Here is a 24,036-nt window from a genome sequence, read left to right on the forward strand (position 1 = left end):
CTAAAACCGCGACGCTGACAGGAACGTCAAGCCGTCTCCGGCGCTTTGGCTCTTGCCAGGTCCTCTAGGAACTCTTCCATCAAGGGCTTGTCGCCGAACCGGCGATAAGCCCTTTCCGCCTCCAGCGAGAATGCCGGATGGGCTTCAACAAGGCTCGCCATGGTAGCCTGCGCCTTTTCAATCTCTCCACTTCCACCCTGCAAAGCGGCTTGGATGAGCAGGCAATTCGCATCGCGGGGCGCTCTGACAAGACACTCGCTGATGACCGTGGCCGCCTCTTCGCGGCGGCCATCGGCATAAAGCGCCTGACCATGCACATAGGCATAATATTCCGGTGCCATCGGGTGCAGTCGGCGCGCCCGCTCGGCATTGGCGACAGCGTCTGAATACTCTCCAAACCGAACCTGCGCCTTTGCCAGCGCCATCATGCTGTCGGGATCGTTGGGGTTCAGTTCGACCGCGCGCTGCGCCGCCTGCAGTCCGCCGGAATAGTCCGCCTGCAGTGCAAGTCCGAAACTGATGACCTGATATCCAAAACCGAGATTGGGATCGAGCCGCACGGCCTGCCGCGCCTCACTGAGACCCAGATCCAGCTCGGGCGCGGCCGCCTGACCGCCGGGCCTTTGCGCCACTTCGCCGATATAGGTCAGCGCAAGGCCTGCGCGGGCTGCGGCATAAGCCGGGTCCATTTCCAGGGCGCGCTGATACAGGCCACGGGCATCGAGAATAGCGTTATGGTCAGTGGCGCCGTGCCGGTAACGGTTGCGGGCCTGCAAGACGAGATCATAGGCCTGCAGATTATCCGTCGGCCGCAGCGCCGCCGCTGCCGCTTCGCTTCGACCGATATAAGGCGCGAGCTGCGCGACGATTTCCGTGGTGAGCTCGCTCTGGACGGCGAAAACGTCAGCAACCTTCTTGTCGAAGCTGCGCGACCACAAGTGCGCCCCCGTGCCTACATCAATGAGCTGCGCCGAAACGCGGAGCTGGTCGCCTTCCCGGCGCGCGCTGCCTTCAACCACGTAATCAACGCCAAGCTTTGCCGCGAGCTTGCGTACATCCGTTTCCTGACCGCGCACCGCATAAGTGGAATCGCGGGCGATGACCTGAAGCTCGGGATTACGAGCGAGCGCCGTGGTCACGTCCTCGGTCAGTCCGTCCGCAAAGTAAGGCTGGTCACCGCTACCGCTCATGGTTGCGAACGGCATGACGGCAATCGAGGGTCTGGGGTCTCGACGGGTCTGGTCTAGAGAGAGTGCAGTTGGGATGCCGCTCACCATCGCTGCCAGCGGAAGGGGTGAAATCTGGGTGCCGATGAGAATGAGAGCGATGGCAGCAACGCCATAAGACCAGCGCGCCGCGCTGCAGCGCAGGACATGTGGCACCTGCTGCCAGATCGACCGGGGAGAGTCCGCCCGCCTTACGCGGTACACTTCAAGCAGCTCGGGAATATTCTTGGCGCGCCTGCGGCCGAGCCGGGCGAACAGATCGCCGCGGTTGCGCTCGGCGGCCATCACCACAGCGCCGCTGACGAATATCTGGCCGGGCTCGGCCATGGCTTCAAGCCGGGCCGCGACGTTCACCCCATCCCCATAGACATCGCCATTATCCTCGATGACATCACCGAGGTTGATGCCGATACGCAGCTTGAAAGGCCCGTCGTCAAAACCTTGCTGGATGGCAAGTGCCGCATCAACGGCCTCGTTGACGCTCGGGAACATCGCAAGGAAGCCGTCACCCATCGTTTTGAAGGTGGTTCCGCCATGGCGGGCGACAGTGGGGTCGATCAGGTGGTCAAAAACGGTGCGCAGCTCCGCATAGGTGGAAGACTCGTCCTCGGCCATCAGCCGGCTATAGTCGACGATGTCAGCGGCCATGATTGCCGCGAGCTTGCGTTGCATTTCAGCCTCCCAACGGAGTGGCCTGGCACACGGCCGGCACTGCTAACAATTAGTGTGCGGCGATCATTCAGACTAGTCCTGCAATTCGGGAAGCGGTAATCACTACAGCTCATAAATGCGTGAATATTGAGACGGTCCGTCAATTGGCGGTCCGCCGGCCTCTACTTCGTCTGGAGCCGTCCCGTCGCCGTACCGATGAGGGCGACGGCAATACACACGGGCAGCCCCTGCTTTGGTGGTATATTCCAGAGCCCGCTTTTCTTCGCGCAAGCGATCGTCACTCGCAGGAGGGCCGCATCGCTTCGCTGAAGGACGAGCGCGATCACGCGAAGGCCGCGCTGGAGCGAGCCTTCGCCGTAGCGTCCCGACACGCGCGTGACTGAGAAGAAGACCGACGCGTTCGCCCGCCTCATGCGGGAGAACGTAACGCAAGGGCCGATACCATTCCGCCGCGCCTACCTTCGCTCCGTTATCGATCAGGTCGAAGTCGATGACGACGAAATCCGCATCCACGGAAGGCGGGACGTTCAGGAGCGTTTCGTGATGAGCGGAGCGGCTGCGGCAGGAGTGCCCAGTTCTTTGTATGGAAATGGCGCACCCGAAGAGATTCGAACTCCTGACCCCCAGATTCGTAGTCTGGTGCTCTATCCAGCTGAGCTACGGGTGCGTGCAAAATGCGGCGGTGCCGCTTGCGTGGCGATCCTCTAAAACGTCCTTCGGGACAATGCAAGAGCATTTCTGAAAAAATCGCTTCTTTGTCTGCCAGCAGCCGCGCCTTGCGAACCCCTGTCACTTTTCGATGTGCGTCCGGCTGCGGTAATCCTCCAGCGAAACCGGGCGATCGGGGATCTCGATGCGGAACTGCGTGCCGACCGTCGGTTTTTCCACCAGCGCGATCGTGCCGCCATGGGCGAGCACCAGCTCGCGGGCGATGGTCAGGCCGAGGCCGGTGCCGCCGGAGCGGGCGGAGCCGCGGAAGGCGGCAAAGAGGTTCTGGCGGGCCTTCAGCGGCATGCCGGGGCCGGTATCGTCTACCGTGATACTGACGACGCTGCCGACCCGCTGGGCGGAAACGGTGATGCGCCGGATAGACCCCGGGCCGCCCTCGCCCGGCGCGGTCAGCGCCTGCAACGCGTTGCGGCAGAGATTGTGGATGACGCGGAAAAGCTGCTCGCCATCGGCATCGACCTTGAGATCGGCGCCGATCTGCTCGACGAATTCGATGCCGCTCTGCGGATCGATCGCCAATATGTCCTTGACCTCCTGGGTCAGTTCCAAAAGCAGGATATGGCGGCGGCGCGGCGCCGATTCGCTCGCCTTGCCGTAGGACAGCACCTCGGTGGTATAACCGACGGCGCGGTCGATGGTGCGCAAGAGCTTCGGGGCGAAGCTCTTGACCATCGGATCGTCGACATCGACCAGCCTGTCCGACATCAGCTGCGCAGAGGCCAGGATATTGCGCATGTCGTGATTGATCTTGGAGACGGCGAGGCCGAGAGCGGCAAGGTTCTTCTGCTGCTTCAGCGTCTTCTGCAGTTCCATCTGCATCGAGGTGAGATTGCGGCCGGCGACCGCCAGTTCGTCGCGGCCGCCGTCGCCGATATAGATATGGGCCGGGTTGTCAGGATCGGAGGAGAATTGCTGCATGCTGCCGGTCAGCCGGCGGATCGGGCCGATGAGGATGCGGTTGATCGCAAAGAAGATCAGCGTCGCCGTGAACAGCGAGATCAGCACCGACAACAACAGGACATTGCGGGAATAGACGAACATCGCCCTGCGCAGCGGCCTGTCCTTCATCACCACCTCGACGCCGGTGTTGGTTTCCCCGACGGGGCCATAGACGCGGATCATCCTGCCGCCACCGAAGACCAGCGTGTCGAGCGCGTCGCGTATCGCCGTTACCGGCGGCACATCGGTGAGATCGTAGGATTCGTCGACGGAGGTCGGCATATCGGTCGTCGCCAACAGCCGCGAGGTGCCCTCCTTGCGCAGCACGATCGCTTTGGTGCCGGTCGCCTCCAAGGTCTCCTTCTGCAGCGCGCGCGGCAGTTCGACCGGCTGCAGCCCATCGATGACGATGGCGGCGGCAGCGGCCGTATTCAGCCTGTCCTGCAGCCAGCGTACGCGCATGCTGGCGACCGAGGGGAAGAAGATGAGAATTTCGGCGAGCATGATAAAGAAGACGGTGAGCCAGAGCAGCTTGCCGGAAAGACCGCCGAACAAGCCGGCAGACGGGCACGGCGCCCTTGCGGCCTCGCCGGCCGCCGGGGTTTCCGCCGAAGGATTGTCGCCCTGATCTCTCATCGGCATTCTCGTCTCGCCCGATCGGCAGCACCCAGGCCGCCCTTACCGTTGAGCTCTATATTAGACCAAGATGCTCCGCTTTCAAATCTTTGCGAGCAGCGTCATGTCGTCACAAAGGAAACGCCGACCGGAGGAGGAAGGCCCCTCAACCCCTCCCCACAAGGGGAGGGACTAATTTGCGGCGGCCCGCGCAGCAAATATCAGCCTTTCAGCGGATGAAACGACGAAGTGGGAATCGAGAAAAAACTAACGCCGCCCGGAGGCGGCGTTAAAAGGCGCGTGATCAGTAAAGCTTAGAACTCTTCCCAGCTCTGTTCGGCAGGCGCCGCATTGCCGCCGAAGGCGCGGGCGACCTTGGCGATCGCCCGGCGGGCGGGCGAGGCAACCGGTCTTTGCGGCTCGTTGCGGACAAGCGCCACAGGTGCCGGCGCATCATCCGGCAGTTTGAAGCGGGCAATGAGGCGCACCAGTCCACCGGCTTCGGCTGAAAGCCTGTGCGTGGCGGCGGAGGTCTCTTCCACCATCGCTGCATTCTGCTGTGTCACCTGATCCATCTGGTTGACGGCGGTATTGACTTCCTTGAGGCCGGTCGACTGTTCGGTCGCGGCGGTGGCGATCGAATGGATATGATCGTTGATGGCAATGACGCGGGTGCCGATTTCGGCCAGCGCCTCGCCGGTTGCCTGGACCAGCTTGACGCCGACCTGCACCTCGTTGCCCGACTTGGTGATCAGCGCCTTGATGTCCTTGGCAGCCGTTGCCGAACGCTGGGCGAGTTCGCGCACTTCCTGCGCCACCACCGCGAAGCCCTTTCCGGCATCGCCGGCGCGTGCCGCCTCGACGCCGGCATTCAGCGCCAAGAGGTTGGTCTGGAAGGCAATCTCATCGATGACGTTGATGATCTGGCTGATTTCGCGCGAGGCCTGCTCGATGCGACCCATGGCCTCGACGGCATTGCCCACGACGACGCCGGAGCGGCCGGCATTCTCCTTGGCTTCGGACACCATGATGGTGGCTTCATGCGCCCGCTCGGTGGAATTCTGGACGACGGCGGTGATCTCGTCGAGCGCTGCCGAGGTCTCTTCGAGGGCGGCCGCCTGCTGCTCGGTGCGCTTCGACAGGTCGTCGCTGGCATTGCGCAGCTCGGCGGTGTTGCCGTTCATCGCTTCCGTCGTCTCGCGCACTTCGCGCATCGTCGCCTGCAGCGTGACGAAGGTATTGTTGACGTTCTGTTGCAGTTCGGCGAAGGCGCCCTGGAAGCTGCCGCTCATCGTCTGGGTGAGGTCACCCTCGGCAAGGCTTGCGATGACGCGGCGGGTCTCGCCGATGCCGGCATCGACGCTCGACAGCAGCGTGTTGATGTTGCCGGCAAACTGGTTGAGGTTGTCGTCCTCATAGTCCTTGCTGATGCGGTGGCTGAAATCGCCGGCCGCAGCCGCCGCCACGACGACGGACATGCTCGACTGCAAGTCGTCGCTCTTGGCGCGCATTGCCGCCTCCTGGGCATTCAGGCGCTTGACGGCAAGGCCGTTCGCCTTGAAGACCGCAACCGCTGCGGCCATCTCGCCAATCTCATCCGGACGGCCGGCAAAGGGGACCTCGGCGTCGAAATTGCCGTCGGCGACTTCCTTGATCGCATGGGTGACGCGCTTGATCGGGCGGCTGAGATGGCTGGTGCCGATATAGAAGCCCATGCCGATGCCGACCGAGATGCCGATGCCGGTGATGCTGAGCACGAGCATCAGCACCCAGGAGCGGAAGCTCTCGATCTCGGCATTGACGGTCTCCAGCGCTGCCTTGTCGATGGCGACGACGGCATCGATTTCCGCCTGGAACGCCTTGCGATTGGCGCGGTTGGCCTCATTGTTACCCTGTTGGCTTGCGGCCTCGGGGCCGACTTCAGTGCCGAGGCGGGCCGTTTCCGCGCGGAAGGTGCGGAATTCCGCGGCGCGGGCGACAAGCTTGGCAAAATCGTCCTTCTCATCCTCGGGAACGAGCGGCGCCCAGCCCGAGATCACCTTGTCGATCTCGTCGAGGCCAGCAAGCAAGCCCTTGGCGAAGTTCGGCGTATCCTTGATCGTTTTGGCGGCATAGATGCCGCGCGATTCCATGACCACGGCGGTGACGAAACGGTTGAGGCGTTCGCCGGCATAGGCGCGGCTGGCGGCATGCTCGTAAGCCGTCAGGTTGCGACTGTATTCGTGCATGGCGGACAATGCCGTTGCACCGATCAGAAGTGCCACCGCGCCCATCACGCAAACCAGCAGATTAATTTTGCCACGGATCTTCAATGCAATGCCTCCTAGCTACGCCACTGCCTGGAAAGCAAATTCCCAGTCGATGCGTTGAATATCGGCGAAATTTATTAAAGTTAGATTTCTAATATTTACGATTATGGCTTCGGAAATGATCCATGCCGAATGCGGCCGGAAGGCGTAAACGCCTGAAAACCGGGACGATCGATCTGCCGCGACGAAAACTACAACCAGTCGGGGCAGGCCTCATTTCTTAACACCATGGTGCGAAATTACTTTAAGAGCCGGCAGCGTAGAGTGAAATTATCCGGCATAATTGACTTTTGTGGGCTTCATCCTTTATAAGCCCGCGCACGTTCGGTCACTCAAGCCTTCATGGCCCGCCCGTTCGAAAAATAACGCTCCTTGCATTATGCAAATTCAAGAAGGGCCGCACTCCGCGGTGTTTAAAATAAATGAAGCGTACCTACCAACCATCCAAGCTTGTTCGCAAGCGTCGCCACGGTTTCCGTGCGCGCATGTCCACGAAGGGTGGCCGCAAGGTCATCGCTGCCCGCCGCGCGCAGGGCCGCAATCGTCTGTCGGCGTAAACCGGGTTGCCCGGTAAGAGATGGCGGGCGAATTGACGACCAGTGAAAAGAAACACACTGTCGGGCGGCTGAAAAGCCGCCCGCAGTTTCTTGCCGCGCGCGAGGGCGAAAAACGCCGGGGCGGCCTCTTCCTTCTCGAAGTCCTCGACCGGAAGGAACCCGACAGCCAGGCACGCGTCGGTTTTACAGTCACCAAAAAACATGGCAACGCGGTCGAACGGAACCGCATGCGCCGCCGCCTGAAAGAGGCGGTGCGGCTTCATGCGGGGTTTGCAATGCAGCCCGGACACGACTATGTGGTTGTCGCGCGCAGGGACGTGCTTGACGCGTCCTTCCAGGAATTGGCCGCGGAACTGAAATCCCGCGTGGAAACCAGGCCGAAACACCGGCGCTCCGGAGACGGACGCCCCAGGAACGTATGATGGAAAACAACCGCAATTATTTCATTGCGATCGCTCTCTCGGTGCTGATCGTCCTCGGCTGGCAGTTTCTCTATATGAATCCGCGCATCGAAGCCCAGCGCAAGGCGCAGGAAGCCCAGAAGGCGCAGCAACAGACCGAGCAGGTGCAGCAGCCGGCAGCCGGCGGCGAGACGCCGGCCCAGCCGAGCGGTACGGCACCTTCCGGCCAGGCAGCCGCGACAGCGACGCTTGAGCAGGCGTTGCAGAAGTCCCCGCGCGTCGTCATCGATACGCCGGCACTTTCCGGCTCGATCAACCTTGCCGGCGCCCGTCTCGACGATCTGAAGCTCAAGGGCTATCACGAGACCGTCGACGACTCGAGCCCGATCATCACGCTGTTCAGCCCGGCCGAGACCAAGGACGGCTATTTCACCGAACTCGGCTACATCGGCAGCGACGCGACAGGCGCCGTTCCCGGCGCAGCGACGCTCTGGACCGCGCCCGAGGGCGCCAAGCTCACCGAAAAGACGCCGGTGACGCTCTCCTACACCAATGACAAGGGCCTGACCTTCACCCGCACCATTTCCGTCGACGAACGTTACATGTTCACCGTCGCCGACAAGATCGAAAATACCGGCCAGGCGCCCGCATCGTTGTCTTCCTACGGCCGGGTGACGCGCTACAACAAGCCGACGACGCCCTCCGTCTACGTGCTGCATGAAGGCTTCATCGGCGTGATCGGCGACGGCCTGATCGAAACCAAATATAGCGCCGTAGAGGAGGAAGCCGTCAAGCCGGCGAAATCCACCGGCGGCTGGCTTGGCATCACCGACAAATATTGGGCGGCGACGATCGTTCCGCCGCAAAGTGCGGCCTATGAGGCGCGCTTCTCCCACTTTGCCGATGGCCAGCCGCGCTATCAGGCCGATTACAAGGATGATGCCTTCACCGTTGCGCCGGGCCAATCGATCGAGCTGAAGAACCTCGTCTTCGCCGGCGCCAAGGAAGTGCCTGTAATCGACGGTTATGAGGCCAGCTATTCGATCCCGAAGTTCGACCGCCTGATCGACTGGGGCTGGTTCTATTTCATCACCAAGCCGATGTTCAAGCTGATGGACTTCTTCTTCCGCTACTTCGGCAATTTCGGCGTGGCGATCCTCTGCACCACCATCGTCGTCAAGCTCCTGTTCTTCCCGCTTGCCAGCAAGCAGTACGCTTCGATGGCGAACATGAAGCGCATGCAGCCGAAGATGGAGGAGCTGAAGGCGAAATTCGGCGACGACCGCATGGGGCTACAGCAGGCGATGATGCAGCTCTACAAGGAAGAGAAGATCAATCCGATCGCCGGCTGCTGGCCGGTGGCGCTGCAGATCCCGATCTTCTTCTCGCTCTATAAGGTGATCTACATCACCATCGAAATGCGGCACGCACCCTTCTTCGGCTGGATCAAGGACCTTTCGGCACCCGATCCGACGACGATCGTCAATCTGTTCGGCCTGCTGCCTTTCGAGGGGCCGACGCTGCTGCACCTCGGCGTCTGGCCGCTGATCATGGGCGTCACCATGTTCGTGCAGATGCGCATGAACCCGACGCCGCCCGATCCGACACAGGCAATGATCTTCAACTGGATGCCGCTGGTGTTCATGTTCATGCTGGCCAGCTTCCCGGCCGGCCTGGTCATCTACTGGGCCTGGAACAACACGCTCTCGGTGGCACAGCAGGGGCTGATCATGAAACGTCATGGCGTCAAGGTCGAACTCTTCGACAATTTGAAGGGTCTGTTCCGACGAAAAGAAGCGCCGTCGAAATGACGCTTGCCAAGCCCCGCTCCGGCGGGGCTTTTCATTTCCGGTCGGCGGACGAAGGAAACAAGGCATGCCGCGCACGCGCCCGTCAAAGCTTGACATCCGCCCGCAAAACCACGAAGCCCGGTAAAAGTCCGAACCCAGAGATTGCAGAACCCGCATGTCCGACATCGAAAAGCCGCTCTTCGGCCACCCATGGATTTTCATCCGCGGCGTGCCCTCCCTGAATTTCCTCCCGCCGGAAGGGCCGTTGGAAGTGGCCTTCGCCGGTCGCTCGAATGTGGGCAAGTCGTCGCTGATCAATGCGCTGGTCGGCCAGAAAGGTCTGGCGCGCACGTCGAATACGCCGGGACGCACGCAGGAACTGAACTATTTCGTTCCGGACGGCTATTCCGGCGAAGGCGGCGACCTGCCGCCGACGGCGATCGTCGACATGCCGGGTTATGGCTATGCGCAGGCGCCGAAGGAGCAGGTCGACAAATGGACCAAGCTCGTCTTCGATTATCTGCGCGGCCGCGCGACGCTGAAGCGCGTCTATGTGCTGATCGACAGCCGCCACGGCATCAAGAAGAACGACGATGACGTGCTTGATCTGCTCGACAAAGCCGCCGTCTCCTACCAGATCGTGCTGACCAAGACCGACAAGATCAAGGCGGCTGGTGTGCCGAAGCTGCTTGCCGAAACGGCCGAGAAGATCCGCAAGCGCCCGGCCGCCTATCCCGGCGTGCTCTCCACCTCGTCCGAAAAGGGCGACGGGCTGGACGAGTTGCGGCAAGCGATCGCCGAAACCGTCGGCATCGCCCGCTGGAAGTAGGAAGGCCTGAGTACCCGGACGCGAAGTCATGTTTGGTGTAAATGTCTCCGCGGCATCCCACAGTTGAACGTATCGCTAACAGAAACTAGCGGTTGACGTCGCAGGCTTGATGAGCTAGATAGCGACCATCGAATTTTGCTTGCTGGCTTGGTTATCGCGCGATTGGCGCCGCGCTCTGAACGAACTTCCTTTCAAAAATCGCTATCACCATCCGCACTGCCTTGGCGTTGCGATTCTTCAATATTGCTATGAAAGGGTTCATCATCATGGCCACTGGCACAGTTAAATGGTTCAATTCCACCAAAGGCTTCGGCTTCATTCAGCCTGACAATGGCGGCGACGACGCCTTCGTTCACATCTCTGCCGTCGAGCGCGCCGGGATGCGCGAACTCGTCGAAGGCCAGAAGATCGGCTTCGACCTCGAGCGTGACAACAAGTCGGGCAAGATGTCCGCTTGCAACCTCCAGAACGCTTAAATCGATATCTGCTTCCCTTTGACCACGGATGTACTGGCACTGCCGGAAGCACGTTATCAATCCAAGGCCAGGCGATTTGCCTGGCCTTTTTTTTCGCTCGCGCGTCGAGCCCATCCGTATCGGAGCCAACATGACAGAAACATACAGCAAGTCTCGCCAGCGGGCGGAGATTGCCTTCGGCAACGTCCAGACCCAGTTCTTCGCAAAGAACCAGGCGGCCGAAGAGCTCGAATCCGACGCACAATCGCAACAGGCAAAGACGTTGCGGCTTCGGGAAGCCCGGCTTGCGAGGGAACATAGTAACCGGGTGTCGGCAACCTCTGCCCTCATTGCGAAACGCGCCAGAGCCCGCTGAGATCGCGCACCGATCGGCAAGGATCGAGATTTAAAACGCGTCTGAAATGACGGGCTTGCAGATCGGGCGCTACAGCACGACCCAAAGCGTGCTGGCATTCACTCGCATCAAGGAAGCATCAATGGCAGAGACTCCGCAGGAACTTCAGTCGATCAATACGGCCTGGCAGATCGCCATTCAGGAAATTCTGCGCATGGTGATCAGAGACATGTATCACGGCGGCGGCGAGGCTTCGTTCAAGACGCATATCAAGCGTATCGAAGAAGCAGCCGTCGACAGTATTTACACGGATTTGCGGCTGCGCGGGACTGATGAGTGGACGGAAGTGCTAGTCAAGGAAAGGGCGAGCAATTTCGTCACGACCCTGCTGACGTCATTTACCTATGACAGGGCTTAAATCACGAATAATCGCCGAGTTAAGAAACGGCTTGCATGGACTGACCGGCGTTGATTGCGCTTGCGTCCCTGCAGTTTTTAAAGCAACCCTAGTTCTCCTGTTGTCCGAGAGCAGCCGCGTCCACGAGTAATATTTGATGACCGATAGCAAAGACCAGCCGATTTCGCCGGAAGGCGTCGGCAACTTGCCCCATCTTGCCGAAGCCCTTGATGATGACCGGTTTCGACACTTTCTCGACCATGTGCCATTCGCGGTGGCTGTCTCCGAACTCGGTGGCGACGAGCCGCTGATTTATGTCAATCTCGAATTCGAACGGCTGACGGCGCTTGAGGCAACCCAAGTCCAGGGAAAGCCCTGGCCTGACATTGAATTGAAATCTACCGCCGTCTCCGGAGAGGTGCCGCTTACCGCCGCTGTGACCTCTGCAGAAGAGTATATTGGTGCCTTCTCGCTGGTGGCCGAACCCGAGAGCACCGTCATTATCGACGTCTGGTCGAATACGATCGTCGACGATGATGACACGCCGCTTTTCCGATTGGTGGCCTTTGCTGCCCGCAATGAGGCGACGGCCGCGGAGAGCTTCAGCGAACTGCTGACGGAGAAAGATATCCTTCTGCGGGAACTTCAGCATCGCGTGAAGAATAATCTTCAGATGATCACGGCACTCATCCGAATGGAGGCGCGCAATGCTCAACAGAATGAGGAAAGCGAGAGGTTTGCACGGCTTGCCGGGCGGATTGAAGCCTTGGCCCTGCTCTATCGCTCACTGTCGGACGAAGAGAAAGGCGCCACAGTCGATCTTGGCACCTATGTCAGCCAGATTGCCGCCTCGGTGATGGCGGCACACGCCGTGGAAGGGATCCGGCTGGACATGAAGGTCGATACCTGGCCGGTGTCGGTCGATGTCGCCATGCCGGCCGGCCTCGTCATCAACGAACTCCTCACGAATACGCTGAAGCATGCCTTCGTGGGGCGCGATGGCGGCGAAATCACGCTCCGTTGTGTCGTCGGCGATACCGGGTGCAGGATCACTGTCGCTGACAATGGGGTCGGTCTTCCCCAGGATGTGACTTGGCCGCAGCCGGGAAAGCTGAGCGCGATGATCGTGCAGTCGCTGAAGCAGAATGCCCGCGCCGAGGTTGAAGTCAGCTCTTCCCCTGACACCGGCATGAGTGTCTCCCTCGTCTTCCCGAGAGCCGAAGCAACCCAATAGAGCGCCGCGCGTCTTTTCAGACGCGCTAAGGACGCTCTATCACTTTGAATCTGCGCGTAATCCTTTCCGAAAATCGATTCCGATTTTCGGGGTTATGCGCTAGCCACCTCATCGATTTGTGTTTGGGGCGCCCCGAAGAGCGCCCCAATGCGTCTGCCGATACGGGCGGGCTTACATCTTCGGCAGCAGCACCTTGTCGACGACGTGGATGACTCCGTTCGACTGCTTGACATCGGCGATCGTCACATGGGAGACGCCGCCGTTTTCATCGGTCAGGCTGATCTTGCCCATGTTTTCCTTGGCTTTCAGCACGCAGCCGCCGACGGTCTTGATGTCGTGCTCGCCACCGTCATCCTTGATCATCTTGGCAACGGTCTTGGCCATCGCATCGGCGGCAACGACGTGGCAGGTCAAAACCTTGGTCAGCGTTGCCTTGTTTTCCGGCTTCAGCAGCGTATCGACGGTGCCCTTCGGCAGGGCGGCAAAAGCTTCGTTGGTCGGCGCAAAGACGGTGAAGGGGCCCTTGCCCTCGAGCGTGCCGACCAGGCCGGCTGCCTTGACGGCTGCGACCAGCGTCGTGTGATCCTTGGAGTTCACGGCGTTCTCGATGATGTTCTTGCTTTCGAACATCGCAGCACCGCCGACCGTCGGGTTTTTCGCGGCGGCAAAGGCGACGGCGGACATGGCAGTGGCGAGCGCGAAGCCGCGCAATACGGACTTGATCATGATTTTCTCCTCACCGGACACCATCCGCGGGCTTTATGCCTGAGCGTCGTCCGGACAATTCGAACTACGGAGGGCCGCGCCGAAGAGTTTCAGACAGGAGAAATTTGATTGACGGCGGGCACGATCATTGCCGGTGCGCTTATGGTCGGTGCAGGGCGCCGCTTGCGATCACCGGACCGGTCGCCTGGCCGGTCGGCGAACCGCCGAAGGGTTCGAGACTGACGGCAAGTGTTGCGCCATCGGCTATCATGCTGCGCAGTTCGGCGGGAATGACAAGTTCACCGCTTTCGCCCGGCTGGAAGACGCCAAGCGATCTCGTCATCCCGCTGCCCGGTACCAGCCAAAGTTCCAGCGACTTCTCCTCCGGCTTGCCGGCGGCCACCGGCACGATCTTCAGCCGACCGCTCTGAAGCTCGTAGGAGGCGAGAAGATTGATGGTGCTGTTCTGGCCCGAAAGCGAGGCCACCAGTGGTGCAGGCCCCTGCGGCTCCGGCATCACGCCGGAGGCGAAGATGACGGCGCTGACGGCGACGACGATGCAGGCGAAGCTCAGCGAGCGCCAGAAAACGGCGGAATTCCAGAGCCCCTGCGAAAAGGATGGGGGCTTTTGGCCATCGCCGAACAGCCGCGCCTCGATCTGCTTGAAGGTTTGCCGGTTCGGAGCAACGCCTTCATACTCGTCGTTGAAGGAGGAGAGGTTGGTTTCCCAGCGGCTGACGATCGCAGCGAAGGGGCGGTCGTGGCGCATGCGCTCTTCCACCACCCGGCGATCCTGCAACGACAGGACGCCAAGCACATATTCGCCGGCGAGAACCTCGTCGCGGGAGCGGTCTCCCTTGCTTTTGTCGGGCGATGTCATCGTTCCATGCACTCTCTCAGTTTCAAGAGGCTGCGCCTGAGCCAGGTCCGCATCGTGTTCAGCGGGACACCAAACTGATCGGCCAGTTCCTGATAGCTCAGCCCTTCGACATAAGCCCGTTTCACCGCGACCGCACGATCAGCTTCCAACTCTTCCATGCAGGTGTCAATCCGCCTTCCTTCATCCTTGGTCACCGTCTGCATTTCCGGGTCGGGCCCGGCATCGGCAAGATCGTAGACCGTGTCCAATTCGTCGGCGACGGGCTTGCGCGCCCGCAGCGCATCGATCGAGCGGTTGCGGGCAATTGCGGCCAGCCATGCCGAGGACGAACCCGAGGCGACGGAGAAGCTGCGAGCGCGTTGCCAGATGCTGATATAGACTTCCTGCAGGGCTTCTTCGGCTTCCGTGCGATCCTTCAAGATACGCAGGCAGATCGAGAAAAGTTTCGGTCCGGTCTGGTTGTAAAGGGCCACGAAAGCCCTGCGATCGCCGAGTGCGACGCGGCCGATCAAGTCTGCGATCTCATCGCCTCGCATGCCGTTCCTCATCTCAAGCTTGCGTGCGCCAGACGGTAACGACGTCCGGCTCCGCGACAGATACGAAAAACTATTGCCCTCTGGATTATTCCCTCTGTCAGAAACTTGCGATAAAAGGCCGCGAACAATTCTGCGGGGTTCCCATGAACGAAACCGAAAGCGAAATGCAGGCACGGCTTCTGGCCAAGGCGCTGCCCTTCATGCAGCGTTACGAGAACAAGACGATTGTCGTGAAGTATGGCGGCCACGCCATGGGCAATCCCGAGCTCGGCAAGGCCTTTGCCAGCGACATCGCGCTGTTGAAGCAATCGGGCGTCAACCCGATCGTCGTTCACGGCGGCGGCCCGCAGATCGGCGCCATGCTGAGCAAGATGGGCATCGAATCGAAATTCGAGGGCGGCCTTCGCGTCACCGACCAGAAAACGGTCGAGATCGTCGAGATGGTGCTCGCCGGCTCGATCAACAAGGAAATCGTCGCGCTCATCAACCAGACCGGCGAATGGGCGATCGGCCTTTGCGGCAAGGACGGCAACATGGTCTTCGCCGAAAAGGCGCGCAAGACCATCAAGGATCCGGATTCGAACATCGAGCGCGTGCTCGATCTCGGCTTCGTCGGCGAAGTGGTCGAGGTCGACCGGACACTGCTCGATCTGCTTGCCCGCTCCGAGATGATCCCGGTCATCGCCCCCGTGGCGCCTGGCCGCGACGGCGCCACCTACAATATCAATGCCGATACCTTCGCCGGCGCCATTGCCGGTGCGTTGAACGCCACCCGGCTGCTGTTCCTGACCGATGTGCCCGGCGTGCTCGACAAGAACGGCCAGCTCATCAAGGAGCTTTCCGTCGCCGAAGCGCACGCGCTGATCGCCGACGGCACGATTTCCGGCGGCATGATCCCGAAGGTCGAGACCTGCATCGATGCGATCAAGGCCGGCGTGCAGGGTGTCGTCATCCTGAACGGCAAGACTGCCCATTCCGTCCTGCTCGAGATCTTCACCGAGCATGGTATCGGAACGCTGATCATTCCCTGAACGAGGCTGCGCCCTTTACCGGTAAGGGGCGAATCTTCCGCACACCGGAACAGGGTATCGAGGAAAAAATGCGCCTGACAGACTGCTATAATTTTCACGATTTCCGGCGCATGGCGAAACGGCGTCTTCCCGGGCCGATATTCGACTATATAGACGGCGGTGCCGATGACGAGGTGACGTACCGGCGCAATACGGCGGCCTTCGAGGCCTGCGATCTGGTGCCCGACGTTTTGCGCGGTGTGGCCGAGGTCGACATGTCGGTGACGGTCATGGGGCAGAAGCTGGCGATGCCCGTCTACTGCTCGCCGACGGCGCTGCAGCGGCTTTTTCACCACCAGGGGGAGCGGGCGGTCGCGGCAGCGGCGGCAAAACAGGGCACGATGTTCGGCGTCTCCTCGCTCGGCACGATCAGCCTCGAGGAAGCGAGACGGATCAGCAACGGGCCGCAGGTCTATCAGTTCTATTTCCACAAGGACCGCGGCCTCAACCGCGAGATGATGGCGCGGGCGAAAAATGCCGGCGTGCAGGCGATGATGCTGACGGTCGACAGCATCACCGGCGGCAATCGCGAGCGTGACAAGCGCACGGGTTTTGCCATTCCCTTCAAGCTCAATCTTGCCGGCATGACCCAGTTCGCGATCAAGCCTTCCTGGGCGATCGACTGGCTGACGCACGAGCGCTTCGCCCTGCCGCAGCTCGAAAACCACGTCAAGATGGATGGCGGCGCTCTGTCGATCAGCCGATACTTCACCGAGATGCTGGACCCCTCGATGTCGTGGGACGACGTGGCGGAAATGGTGCGCGAATGGGGCGGGCCATTCTGCCTGAAGGGCATCATGTCGGTGGAAGACGCCAAGCGCGCGGCCGAGATCGGCTGCAGCGGCATCGTGCTTTCCAATCATGGCGGACGCCAGCTCGACGGCTCGCGCAGCGCATTCGACCAGCTGGCCGAGATCGTCGACGCCGTGGGCGACCGGATCGACGTGATGATGGATGGCGGCGTGCAGCGGGGAACGCATGTTCTTAAAGCGCTGTCGTTGGGGGCGAAGGCCGTCGGGCTCGGACGCTACTACCTCTTCCCGCTTGCCGCTGCCGGACAGCCCGGCGTCGAACGGGCGCTGGAGACGATGCGCACCGAGATCGAGCGCGGCATGAAGTTGATGGGCTGCACCTCGGTCAGCCAGCTGACGCGGCGAAATCTGCGCTTCCGTTCCTGAGCGGAACGGGATTTCATTGCGGGCCGCAGCCTGTCGCAGCAGACCTGCGGCCCTCGGGCATTCGACGTCAGAGCAGGCTATAAATCGCCGCCGCCTCCTGTTTCAGCTTTTCCATCATCGACCGGTAAGGCCCCGGACCATAACTGACGCGGCCGACGCCGAGTTTTGCCAGCGTCTTCACATCCGGGGCGCCTGTCCGCATCATGATGTTGACCGGCAGCGGCGATGCCGCGCAGATCTTCTCGATCAAGGCGGGATCGATCAAACCAGGCACGAAGAAGCCGCTGCCGCCGGCGGCCGCATAGGCCTTGCCGCGCTCGATCGCCTCGTCAACCAGACCGGCATGTTTGGAAAGATCGCTCTCGGCCAGGAAGAGATCGGTACGGGCGTTGATGAAGAAGGGGACGCCCTTACCTTCCGCCATGGCCCGAATGGCGCGGATGCGGGCCGCCTGCCTCTCGGCCGGATAAAGCCCGCCACCGCCGACCACTTGATCTTCGAAATTGATGCCGACGGCGCCGGCCTCCACCACCTTGGCAACGTTGGCCGCCGCACCGTCAGGCTCAGCCGAATAGGCGCCTTCGAAATCGACCGAAAGCGGCAGGTCGACGGCAGCGGTGATGGACTTCGCCGTTTCGACCAGCACCGACATCGGCAACTTCTCGCCGTCGGCATAACCATGGGCAGCGGCCACCGACCAGCTTCCGGTGGCAAGCGCCTTAGCGCCGGCATCGGCGACCGCCTTCGCCGTGCCGGCATCCCAGATATTGTAGAGAACAACCGGGTCGCCCTTGCGATGCAATGCTCCGAATGCCTTGGCCTTTTCAGTCTGGTTCATGCGGTCTCCTCCACGTTAGCTGCTTGTGCTCTGATCTTCTCTTCATGCCGCAGCAGCCATTGCTTGCGCCAAAGCCCGCCGCCATAGCCGGTCAACGAACCATCCGCGCCGAGGATGCGATGGCAGGGCACGATGATGGCAAGCTGATTGGCGCCATTGGCGCGGCCGACGGCCCGCACGACTTCCGGCCTTTCCATTTCCCTTGCGAGATCGCCATAGGCGCGCGTCTGGCCGACAGGAATCTCCATGAGCTTTGCCCAGACATGTTTTTCGAAAGGCGTGCCGCCGAGCGCCAACGGCGTCTTGAAGATGGTGAGCCGCCCTTCGAAATAATCCCGGATCTCCGCCTCGATCTGGTCGATCGCCGGGGTGCGGCCGACCGCGACCGAGGAGCGGGTGCGCTTCTGCAGTGCTTCGAGCTCGGTCGGCAGCGCTTTACGGTCGTGGAATTCGAGAAGATGCAGATGCGTCTGGTCGGCGACGGCCACCATCGGCCCGAGCGGCGTCTCGAACCAGTCGGCAAAGAGCAGTTCACGGTTCTGCGACAGCGCCGGCGCCTTGCCGACCAGCCGCTGGAAAGCCGTCCGGAAACCACTTGGGGAGTCATATCCCGCATCGAGCTGCGCATCGATGACGCGCGCGCCATCGGCCAGCTGCCGGGCCGCTTCACCCAGCCGGCGATAGCGGACGATGTCGTGGAAGGTCATGCCGAGCCCGCGTTTGAAGGCGCGGCGCACAGTCGAAGGATCGTGGCCGCGGCGCACAAGCTCATCCTCGGTCCAGCGCAACTGCGGCTCGCGGTCGAGTGCAGCAAGCAGCTCGTCGACGATCGGCTCCCTGCCCGGCTGCTCCAGCGGCCTGCAGCGCTGGCACGGGCGGAAGCCCGAGTGCATGCAGGCGGCGATCGTGTCGAAGAAGAGCGTATTTTCCCGCTTCGGCTTGCGCGCCGGGCAGGTCAGACGGCAGAAGATGCCGGTCGTCTTCACGCAGACATAGGCCTGGCCCTCATAATCGGCACTGCGCGCGATCAGGGCATCATAGAGCGTATCGTCATCGGGGCGTTCGAAAAGCATGACCGCTTTCTAGCATCCCGTGCCTGCGCCGTCCGCCGAAAATCGGGCGTCTATTTTATTCCGCCGCATCGAGGCTTTTCACATGCCGTTGCGGGCGCAACATGGATTCCTCCGCTGAATCCTGCGGGGCGCCCCAGAAATTCTCGAGCGTCGGGCCATCCTTGAGATGGCGGCGGCGGAAGAGGAATTCGAGGATCTCATGAAACCAGACGCGACGACCCATTTGCGTATACCAGCGCATGGAATGGCGTTGCTCGCGATCGCGATGAAAGAGGATGCGCATTAACGCCTTCGGCCGCGCCTGGACCGCCACCTCGATGAGCTTAACGCAGGCGACCAGCACGATCGGGTTGAGATGCCGCATCTTCAGCACCTGATGCTTGTAGTCCCATTTACGGATATCGGTTTCGATGACCTGTCGATCGCGGGCGATACGGAAGAAGGGTGTCCAGCGATGTGGCGTCACATAGAGCGCCTGGATCTGGTCGGGATCATAGGAGAGCAATTGCCGGAAGCCGCGCCAGAGGTGGCTCAGCTTCTCCTCCTCGAAACCGACGACCCAGGTCGCCATGGACAGGATATCGTGTTGGCGCAGAAGGCGGATCGCCTCCCTGTCGGTTGTCTTGGCTCCTCCCTTCTTGATCAGCGTCAAGGTCGCCTCGTCGGTGTTTTCCATACCGATCAACCAGCGCACGACACCCGCCTTGCGGTAGAGATGCAGGATATCGGCATCGCGGACGATATCATCGGCCCGTGTCGATCCGACGATCTGCACCGGCACATTCTCGGTGATCATCGCTTCTAGAAAAGCGAGCCACGCCTTTCGCGAGGAGGTCGGATTCTCGTCGGCGAGATTGATAAGTTCGACACCCTCCTCGCGATAAAGCCTGGCGATCTCGCGGGCAAACAGTTCCGGCGAGCGGTGACGCCAGCGGGTCCAGAAGCCGCGCTGGCCGCAGTAGTTGCAAAGATGCGGACAGCCGCGTGAAAACTGCATGACGACAGCGCGCTTGCCGCCCCAATAACTGTAGTGGCGATGATCGATCAGCTCCCAGCCGACGCGATAGGCATCGAGATCGGCGATCGCCTGCGCCGGCTGTGTTGCCAGGACTTCGCCATCGCCATCGCGAAAGGCGATGCCGGGAATGGTTGCGAGCGGGCGATGTGTCGCCAGGGCTTCGGCGAGGCGCCGCATCGTTTCCTCGCCTTCGCCACGCACCAGGATATCGAATGCCGCAGTCTCGGCCAGCACCTCCCGCCAGTGATAGGTCGGGAAGACACCGCCATAGATGATGGAGATTTTCGGATCGCGGCATTTGATCGCCTCGGCGATTGCACGGGCGGTGGGATGAGCCGAGGTCGAGCCCGAATGGCCGATCAACACCAGGTCGGGGTCACCGATCACCGCACGGCTGACAATCTCGGCTATCGTCATCGGCCCGAATTCGGCATCGACGAGACTGACGATATGACCGTCGTCGATCAGCGGGCCGCCGATCGAAAGAAGGCCGAGCGGTGGAAGGTGATCGTCGGGAATGCGACTGCCGATCGCCGTATGCGGCGGATTGATCAGAACGATCTTCATACGACTTTACCCCTTGCGGGTCCCCCTGTCTGACGCAGGCAGAAAGTCACCAGCAATCAATGGCAATATTCAGCCTAAATCCTCTTAAAGTTGTGAAAATCTGACGGCATTTTTGCGGAAGCCGATGGCAGGCGAACCAGAGAGCCAAAAGCCTTTGGTTTCCCGCAGCAGCCGTGCCATAAGACCGCCATGACCAAGATCGACCGCACGCCTGACAAAGCCGATTTCCAGCACGTCACAGACTGGGTCTTCGACCTCGACAACACGCTCTATCCGCATCATGTCAATCTCTTCGCGCAGATCGACAAGAACATGACCGCCTATGTCGCGGCACTCCTGCAGATGGAGCGGGAAGAGGCGCGCAAGCTGCAGAAGCAATATTACCTTGAGCATGGCACGACACTGCAGGGCCTGATGATCCACCATGGCATCGATCCGAACGACTTTCTCGAAAAGGCGCATGCGATCGACTACGCGGCGCTGACGCCGCAGCCGGAACTCGGCGAGGCGATCAAGGCGCTGCCGGGGCGCAAGTTCATCTTCACCAATGGCAGCGTCAAGCATGCCGAAATGACGGCGGAGGCGCTCGGCATTCTCGAGCATTTCGACGACATCTTCGATATCGTCGCCGCCGATTACGTGCCGAAGCCGGCGCAGGCGACCTACGACAAGTTCACGGCGCTGAAGCGCGTCGAAACCACCAAGGCGGCCATGTTCGAGGATCTGCCGCGCAACCTGACGGTGCCGAAGGCGCTCGGCATGCAGACCGTGCTGCTGGTGCCACGCAATCTGGAAGAGACGGTGGTCGAATGGTGGGAAAAGACCAGCGGCGAAGAGGATCATATCGATTTCGTCACCGACGATCTCGCTGCCTTCCTCGGCAAGATTACCGGCTGAAGTATTACGAAGTTTTCACTTAAGCTTACCGATGTTTAACTGGGTCTTCCGGGTCCGCGGCCATATCTTCTTTCGTGAGGGGACATCTTACGAAAGGCAAACACGATGTACCGCAACAAGCTGATACTGGCAGCGCTTTCCTCCACCCTCATCTTCGGCGCCGCCGCTGGGACAGGCTTTGCCGCACCCGGTGACGGGCCGCGTCAGCACCCCGGCAGGCACGGTCCTGTGCACGGTCCGGGACCGGCCGCCTTCCGCGAAATCACCTATGTCAGAATGCTCAAGCAGTTCGACACCAACAAGGACGGACAGATCTCCAAGGACGAGGCGACCGCCGGCATCGACAAGATCTTCGCTGCGATCGACACCAACAATGACGGCTCGCTGACCCCAGGCGAAATCGGCGCATACCAGAAAGCGCAGATGCAGGCGATGAGAGATCAGCGCAAGCAGGATGCCAGCAATAACAAGGATGCGAATACCGCAGACGCGACGCCTGATAATAACGACCAGGGCCGTCCGCCTCAGGGTGGTCACGAAGGTCGTGACGGCCATCGCTGGATGCGCCATGGCGGCAACATCATGCGTGCCTCGATCATGATGCACCGGGTCGACACCGACCAGAACGGCCAGATTTCCAAACAGGAAGCTGAAGCCGGCATGGACAAGCTGTTCACTCGGATGGACCGCAACAAGGACGGCGTCATCTCGATCGACGACATGCCGGACCGGCCACTTCTGTAAGGCCGGACAAGCCGATATATCCCCACTCTTTCCCTGCTCCGGTGGGGAAAGAGTGGGAGATTCGTCGAAACGCCGCGTTCTGGCTCCTATTCGCGGTGTTCGTAGAAATTCTGCACGATCTTCCATGCCTCTTCGGCCGTATCGACGAAGCTGATCAGCTTGACGTCGTCGGGCGCAATCGTCCCGAATTCCGCCAATGCGTCGAAATTGATGATGCTCCTCCAGAACGCCTCCCCGAAAAGGATCAGCGGCAGGCGCTCCATGCGGCCGGTCTGGATCAACGTCAGGCACTCGAAGAATTCGTCGAGCGTGCCGAAGCCGCCGGGAAAGACGGCGATCGCCTTGGCGCGCACCATGAAGTGCATCTTGCGGATGGCGAAATAGTGGAAGTTGAAGCTGAGCTCCGGCGTTACATAGGCGTTCGGCGCCTGCTCATGCGGTAGCACGATGTTGAGGCCGATCGAAGGAGCGCCCTCGTCGGCTGCGCCGCGATTGCCGGCCTCCATGACACCGGGGCCGCCGCCGGTGACGATGACATATTCCTGGAAATCGAAGCTGGCCGAATATTTCGAGCAGAGACGGGCAAATTTGCGCGCCTCGTCATAATAGACGGACGCCGCCTCCAGATTGGCGCGCTGGATGTCGTTGCGCGCCGCCCAGGCACTCTGGCCGGGGGCGGGAATGCGGGCACCGCCGAACATGACGACGGTCGAGCGGATGCCGCGTTCGGTCAGCATCATCTCCGGCTTCATCAGTTCCAGCTGCAGGCGGATCGGCCGCAGCTCCTCACGGCAGAGGAAATCCTCGTCGACATAGGCAAGGCGATAGGCAGGCGACATCGTCTGCGGCGTTTTCGGCACGGCTTCGGCGCGCTGCTTGTCGGTCGAGCTGCTCTTCAGCGGGTCCCATACACCATCCTTGCGCCGCGAACCGCCGTTTCGTCCCTTCGCCATGTCGAAATGCCTTTCAGTATTGCCGGCCACGAAGCCGGATATGTCGCTATAACGCCTTGAATCCAGATATGATCTTGTCGGAAAAATCATTCCGTTCTACGGCTTCATGCTGTAGAGCAGGATACACCCCGCCAACCGCATTCCGGAGACCCCGCCGTCTCCACGATAAAGATCGAAGTTTAAGGAATTCTCATGAGCGCCACCGACCTCGCATCCCTCGAAAAGATCATCGAAGCCGCCTTCGACAATCGCGACAATGTGAACACGTCGACCAAGGGCGAGGTTCGCGATGCGGTCGAAGCAGCGCTCGATCTACTCGATGCCGGCAAGGCCCGTGTCGCCGAACGCTCCGCCGACGGCGCCTGGTCGGTCAATCAATGGCTGAAGAAGGCCGTGCTGCTGTCCTTCCGCCTCAACGACATGGACGTGGTGAAGGGCGGCTCGGGCAACTCCACCTGGTGGGACAAGGTTCCTTCGAAGTTCGAAAACTGGGGCGAGAACCACTTCCGCGCCGCCGGCTTCCGCGCCGTGCCGAACTGCGTCGTGCGCCGCTCGGCCTATATCGCCCCGAACGCGATCCTGATGCCCTCCTTCGTCAATCTCGGCGCCTATGTCGGCGAAGGCACGATGGTCGATACCTGGGCGACGGTCGGCTCCTGCGCGCAGATCGGCAAACATGTGCATCTCTCCGGCGGCGTCGGCATCGGCGGCGTTCTGGAGCCGATGCAGGCCGGCCCGACGATCATCGAGGACAATTGCTTCATCGGCGCCCGTTCGGAGGTCGTCGAAGGCTGCATCGTGCGCGAAGGTTCGGTTCTTGGCATGGGCGTCTTCATCGGCAAGTCGACCAAGATCGTCGACCGCGCCACCGGCGAGGTGACCTACGGCGAAGTGCCGCCCTATTCCGTCGTCGTCGCCGGCTCGATGCCGTCGGGCAATGCGACGATGGGCAACGGCCAGCCGGCGCCGCATCTCTACTGCGCCGTCATCGTCAAGCGCGTCGATGAAAAGACCCGCTCGAAGACCGGCATCAACGAGCTGCTCAGAGATTGATGACACCGGGACGTTG

23 protein-coding genes and 1 tRNA gene are annotated in these 24,036 nt (G+C 61.1%); 13 read left to right on the top strand and 11 right to left on the bottom strand.

Going from position 1 to position 24,036, the window contains the following annotated elements:
• Positions 1-26: 26 nt before the first annotated feature.
• The 4 genes from OIU37_RS16975 to OIU37_RS16990 form a co-directional block, all read right to left on the bottom strand.
• Positions 27-1,898 carry an adenylate/guanylate cyclase domain-containing protein gene (locus OIU37_RS16975; protein ID WP_180693925.1) on the bottom strand — a complete coding sequence of 624 codons (1,872 nt, stop codon included), beginning with the start codon at positions 1,896-1,898 and terminating at the stop codon, positions 27-29.
• 590 nt (positions 1,899-2,488) lie between these two features.
• Positions 2,489-2,565, bottom strand: a tRNA-Arg gene (locus OIU37_RS16980).
• A gap of 122 nt (positions 2,566-2,687) precedes the next feature.
• A complete protein-coding gene (locus OIU37_RS16985; protein WP_171601779.1) occupies positions 2,688-4,208 on the bottom strand; it encodes an ATP-binding protein in 1,521 nt (506 codons plus the stop codon).
• 287 nt (positions 4,209-4,495) lie between these two features.
• Positions 4,496-6,493 (bottom strand): methyl-accepting chemotaxis protein, encoded by a 1,998-nt coding sequence (locus OIU37_RS16990; RefSeq protein ID WP_264258113.1) that lies wholly within the window; start codon positions 6,491-6,493, stop codon positions 4,496-4,498.
• Positions 6,494-6,912: 419 nt separating this feature from the next.
• Here OIU37_RS16990 and rpmH point away from each other — a divergent pair, with 419 nt between their 5' ends.
• The 8 genes from rpmH to OIU37_RS17030 all read left to right on the top strand — a co-directional run bounded on the left by rpmH (position 6,913) and on the right by OIU37_RS17030 (position 12,508).
• Positions 6,913-7,047 (top strand): 50S ribosomal protein L34, encoded by a 135-nt coding sequence (gene rpmH, locus OIU37_RS16995; RefSeq protein ID WP_003545006.1) that lies wholly within the window; start codon positions 6,913-6,915, stop codon positions 7,045-7,047.
• A 20-nt stretch (positions 7,048-7,067) separates the two neighbouring features.
• Complete coding sequence (gene rnpA, locus OIU37_RS17000; RefSeq protein ID WP_064245136.1) at positions 7,068-7,469, top strand: ribonuclease P protein component; 402 nt, start codon at positions 7,068-7,070, stop codon at positions 7,467-7,469.
• The gene (yidC, locus tag OIU37_RS17005; RefSeq protein ID WP_264258114.1) at positions 7,469-9,259 is read left to right on the top strand and encodes a membrane protein insertase YidC; all 1,791 of its coding nucleotides are present in this window, start codon (positions 7,469-7,471) and stop codon (positions 9,257-9,259) included. Before rnpA ends, yidC begins: the two co-directional genes overlap by 1 nt.
• Before the next feature lie 154 nt (positions 9,260-9,413).
• The gene (gene yihA / locus OIU37_RS17010) at positions 9,414-10,067 is read left to right on the top strand and encodes a ribosome biogenesis GTP-binding protein YihA/YsxC (RefSeq protein ID WP_027689529.1); all 654 of its coding nucleotides are present in this window, start codon (positions 9,414-9,416) and stop codon (positions 10,065-10,067) included.
• A 266-nt stretch (positions 10,068-10,333) separates the two neighbouring features.
• Positions 10,334-10,543, top strand: coding sequence for a cold-shock protein (locus OIU37_RS17015; protein ID WP_003545000.1), 210 nt, complete (start codon positions 10,334-10,336; stop codon positions 10,541-10,543).
• Between the two features lie 130 nt (positions 10,544-10,673).
• The gene (locus OIU37_RS17020; protein ID WP_027666179.1) at positions 10,674-10,898 is read left to right on the top strand and encodes a hypothetical protein; all 225 of its coding nucleotides are present in this window, start codon (positions 10,674-10,676) and stop codon (positions 10,896-10,898) included.
• Positions 10,899-11,019: 121 nt separating this feature from the next.
• A complete protein-coding gene (locus tag OIU37_RS17025) occupies positions 11,020-11,295 on the top strand; it encodes a hypothetical protein (RefSeq protein WP_003556110.1) in 276 nt (91 codons plus the stop codon).
• Between the two features lie 136 nt (positions 11,296-11,431).
• Positions 11,432-12,508, top strand: coding sequence for a sensor histidine kinase (locus OIU37_RS17030; protein WP_240604173.1), 1,077 nt, complete (start codon positions 11,432-11,434; stop codon positions 12,506-12,508).
• Between the two features lie 171 nt (positions 12,509-12,679).
• Here OIU37_RS17030 and OIU37_RS17035 read toward each other — a convergent pair whose 3' ends face one another.
• The 3 genes from OIU37_RS17035 to OIU37_RS17045 all read right to left on the bottom strand — a co-directional run bounded on the left by OIU37_RS17035 (position 12,680) and on the right by OIU37_RS17045 (position 14,629).
• On the bottom strand, positions 12,680-13,234 hold the full coding sequence (locus OIU37_RS17035; protein ID WP_171601786.1) for a fasciclin domain-containing protein: 555 nt from the start codon (positions 13,232-13,234) through the stop codon (positions 12,680-12,682).
• Positions 13,235-13,373: 139 nt separating this feature from the next.
• Complete coding sequence (locus tag OIU37_RS17040) at positions 13,374-14,093, bottom strand: anti-sigma factor domain-containing protein (protein WP_180693929.1); 720 nt, start codon at positions 14,091-14,093, stop codon at positions 13,374-13,376.
• Entirely contained in the window at positions 14,090-14,629 is a 540-nt protein-coding gene (locus tag OIU37_RS17045; RefSeq protein ID WP_180693930.1) for a sigma-70 family RNA polymerase sigma factor, read from the bottom strand. The genes OIU37_RS17040 and OIU37_RS17045 overlap by 4 nt, the downstream gene beginning before the upstream one ends.
• Positions 14,630-14,772: 143 nt before the next feature.
• Here OIU37_RS17045 and argB point away from each other — a divergent pair, with 143 nt between their 5' ends.
• Positions 14,773-15,660: an acetylglutamate kinase gene (argB, locus tag OIU37_RS17050; RefSeq protein WP_171601789.1), complete on the top strand. Its 888-nt coding sequence runs from the start codon at positions 14,773-14,775 to the stop codon at positions 15,658-15,660.
• A 68-nt stretch (positions 15,661-15,728) separates the two neighbouring features.
• The gene (locus tag OIU37_RS17055; RefSeq protein WP_264258115.1) at positions 15,729-16,877 is read left to right on the top strand and encodes an alpha-hydroxy acid oxidase; all 1,149 of its coding nucleotides are present in this window, start codon (positions 15,729-15,731) and stop codon (positions 16,875-16,877) included.
• A 67-nt stretch (positions 16,878-16,944) separates the two neighbouring features.
• Here the strand turns inward: OIU37_RS17055 and OIU37_RS17060 are convergent, their stop codons facing one another.
• Genes OIU37_RS17060 through bchE form a run of 3 tightly spaced genes read right to left on the bottom strand, consistent with a single transcriptional unit; the run spans position 16,945 to position 20,373 of the window.
• The gene (locus tag OIU37_RS17060; RefSeq protein WP_180693932.1) at positions 16,945-17,715 is read right to left on the bottom strand and encodes an isocitrate lyase/phosphoenolpyruvate mutase family protein; all 771 of its coding nucleotides are present in this window, start codon (positions 17,713-17,715) and stop codon (positions 16,945-16,947) included.
• Positions 17,712-18,788 (bottom strand): bifunctional transcriptional activator/DNA repair enzyme AdaA, encoded by a 1,077-nt coding sequence (locus OIU37_RS17065; protein ID WP_180693933.1) that lies wholly within the window; start codon positions 18,786-18,788, stop codon positions 17,712-17,714. The genes OIU37_RS17060 and OIU37_RS17065 overlap by 4 nt, the downstream gene beginning before the upstream one ends.
• Before the next feature lie 55 nt (positions 18,789-18,843).
• Positions 18,844-20,373: a magnesium-protoporphyrin IX monomethyl ester anaerobic oxidative cyclase gene (bchE, locus tag OIU37_RS17070; protein ID WP_180693934.1), complete on the bottom strand. Its 1,530-nt coding sequence runs from the start codon at positions 20,371-20,373 to the stop codon at positions 18,844-18,846.
• Positions 20,374-20,562: 189 nt separating this feature from the next.
• On the opposite strand from bchE, the gene OIU37_RS17075 reads away from it, so the two are divergent.
• Both OIU37_RS17075 and OIU37_RS17080 read left to right on the top strand, forming a co-directional pair.
• Entirely contained in the window at positions 20,563-21,270 is a 708-nt protein-coding gene (locus tag OIU37_RS17075; RefSeq protein WP_171601794.1) for a pyrimidine 5'-nucleotidase, read from the top strand.
• A 105-nt stretch (positions 21,271-21,375) separates the two neighbouring features.
• Positions 21,376-22,014, top strand: a complete 639-nt coding sequence (locus tag OIU37_RS17080) for an EF-hand domain-containing protein (RefSeq protein WP_171601795.1) — start codon at positions 21,376-21,378, stop codon at positions 22,012-22,014.
• Positions 22,015-22,100: 86 nt separating this feature from the next.
• Here OIU37_RS17080 and OIU37_RS17085 read toward each other — a convergent pair whose 3' ends face one another.
• Positions 22,101-22,967 carry an LOG family protein gene (locus OIU37_RS17085; protein WP_171601796.1) on the bottom strand — a complete coding sequence of 289 codons (867 nt, stop codon included), beginning with the start codon at positions 22,965-22,967 and terminating at the stop codon, positions 22,101-22,103.
• 192 nt (positions 22,968-23,159) lie between these two features.
• Between OIU37_RS17085 and dapD the strand changes: the two genes are divergently transcribed.
• Complete coding sequence (gene dapD, locus OIU37_RS17090) at positions 23,160-24,020, top strand: 2,3,4,5-tetrahydropyridine-2,6-dicarboxylate N-succinyltransferase (protein WP_180693936.1); 861 nt, start codon at positions 23,160-23,162, stop codon at positions 24,018-24,020.
• The last annotated feature ends 16 nt before the right edge of the window (positions 24,021-24,036 follow it).

This window comes from Rhizobium sp. BT-226 (genome assembly GCF_025847085.2).
Taxonomy (GTDB): domain Bacteria; phylum Pseudomonadota; class Alphaproteobacteria; order Rhizobiales; family Rhizobiaceae; genus Rhizobium; species Rhizobium sophorae.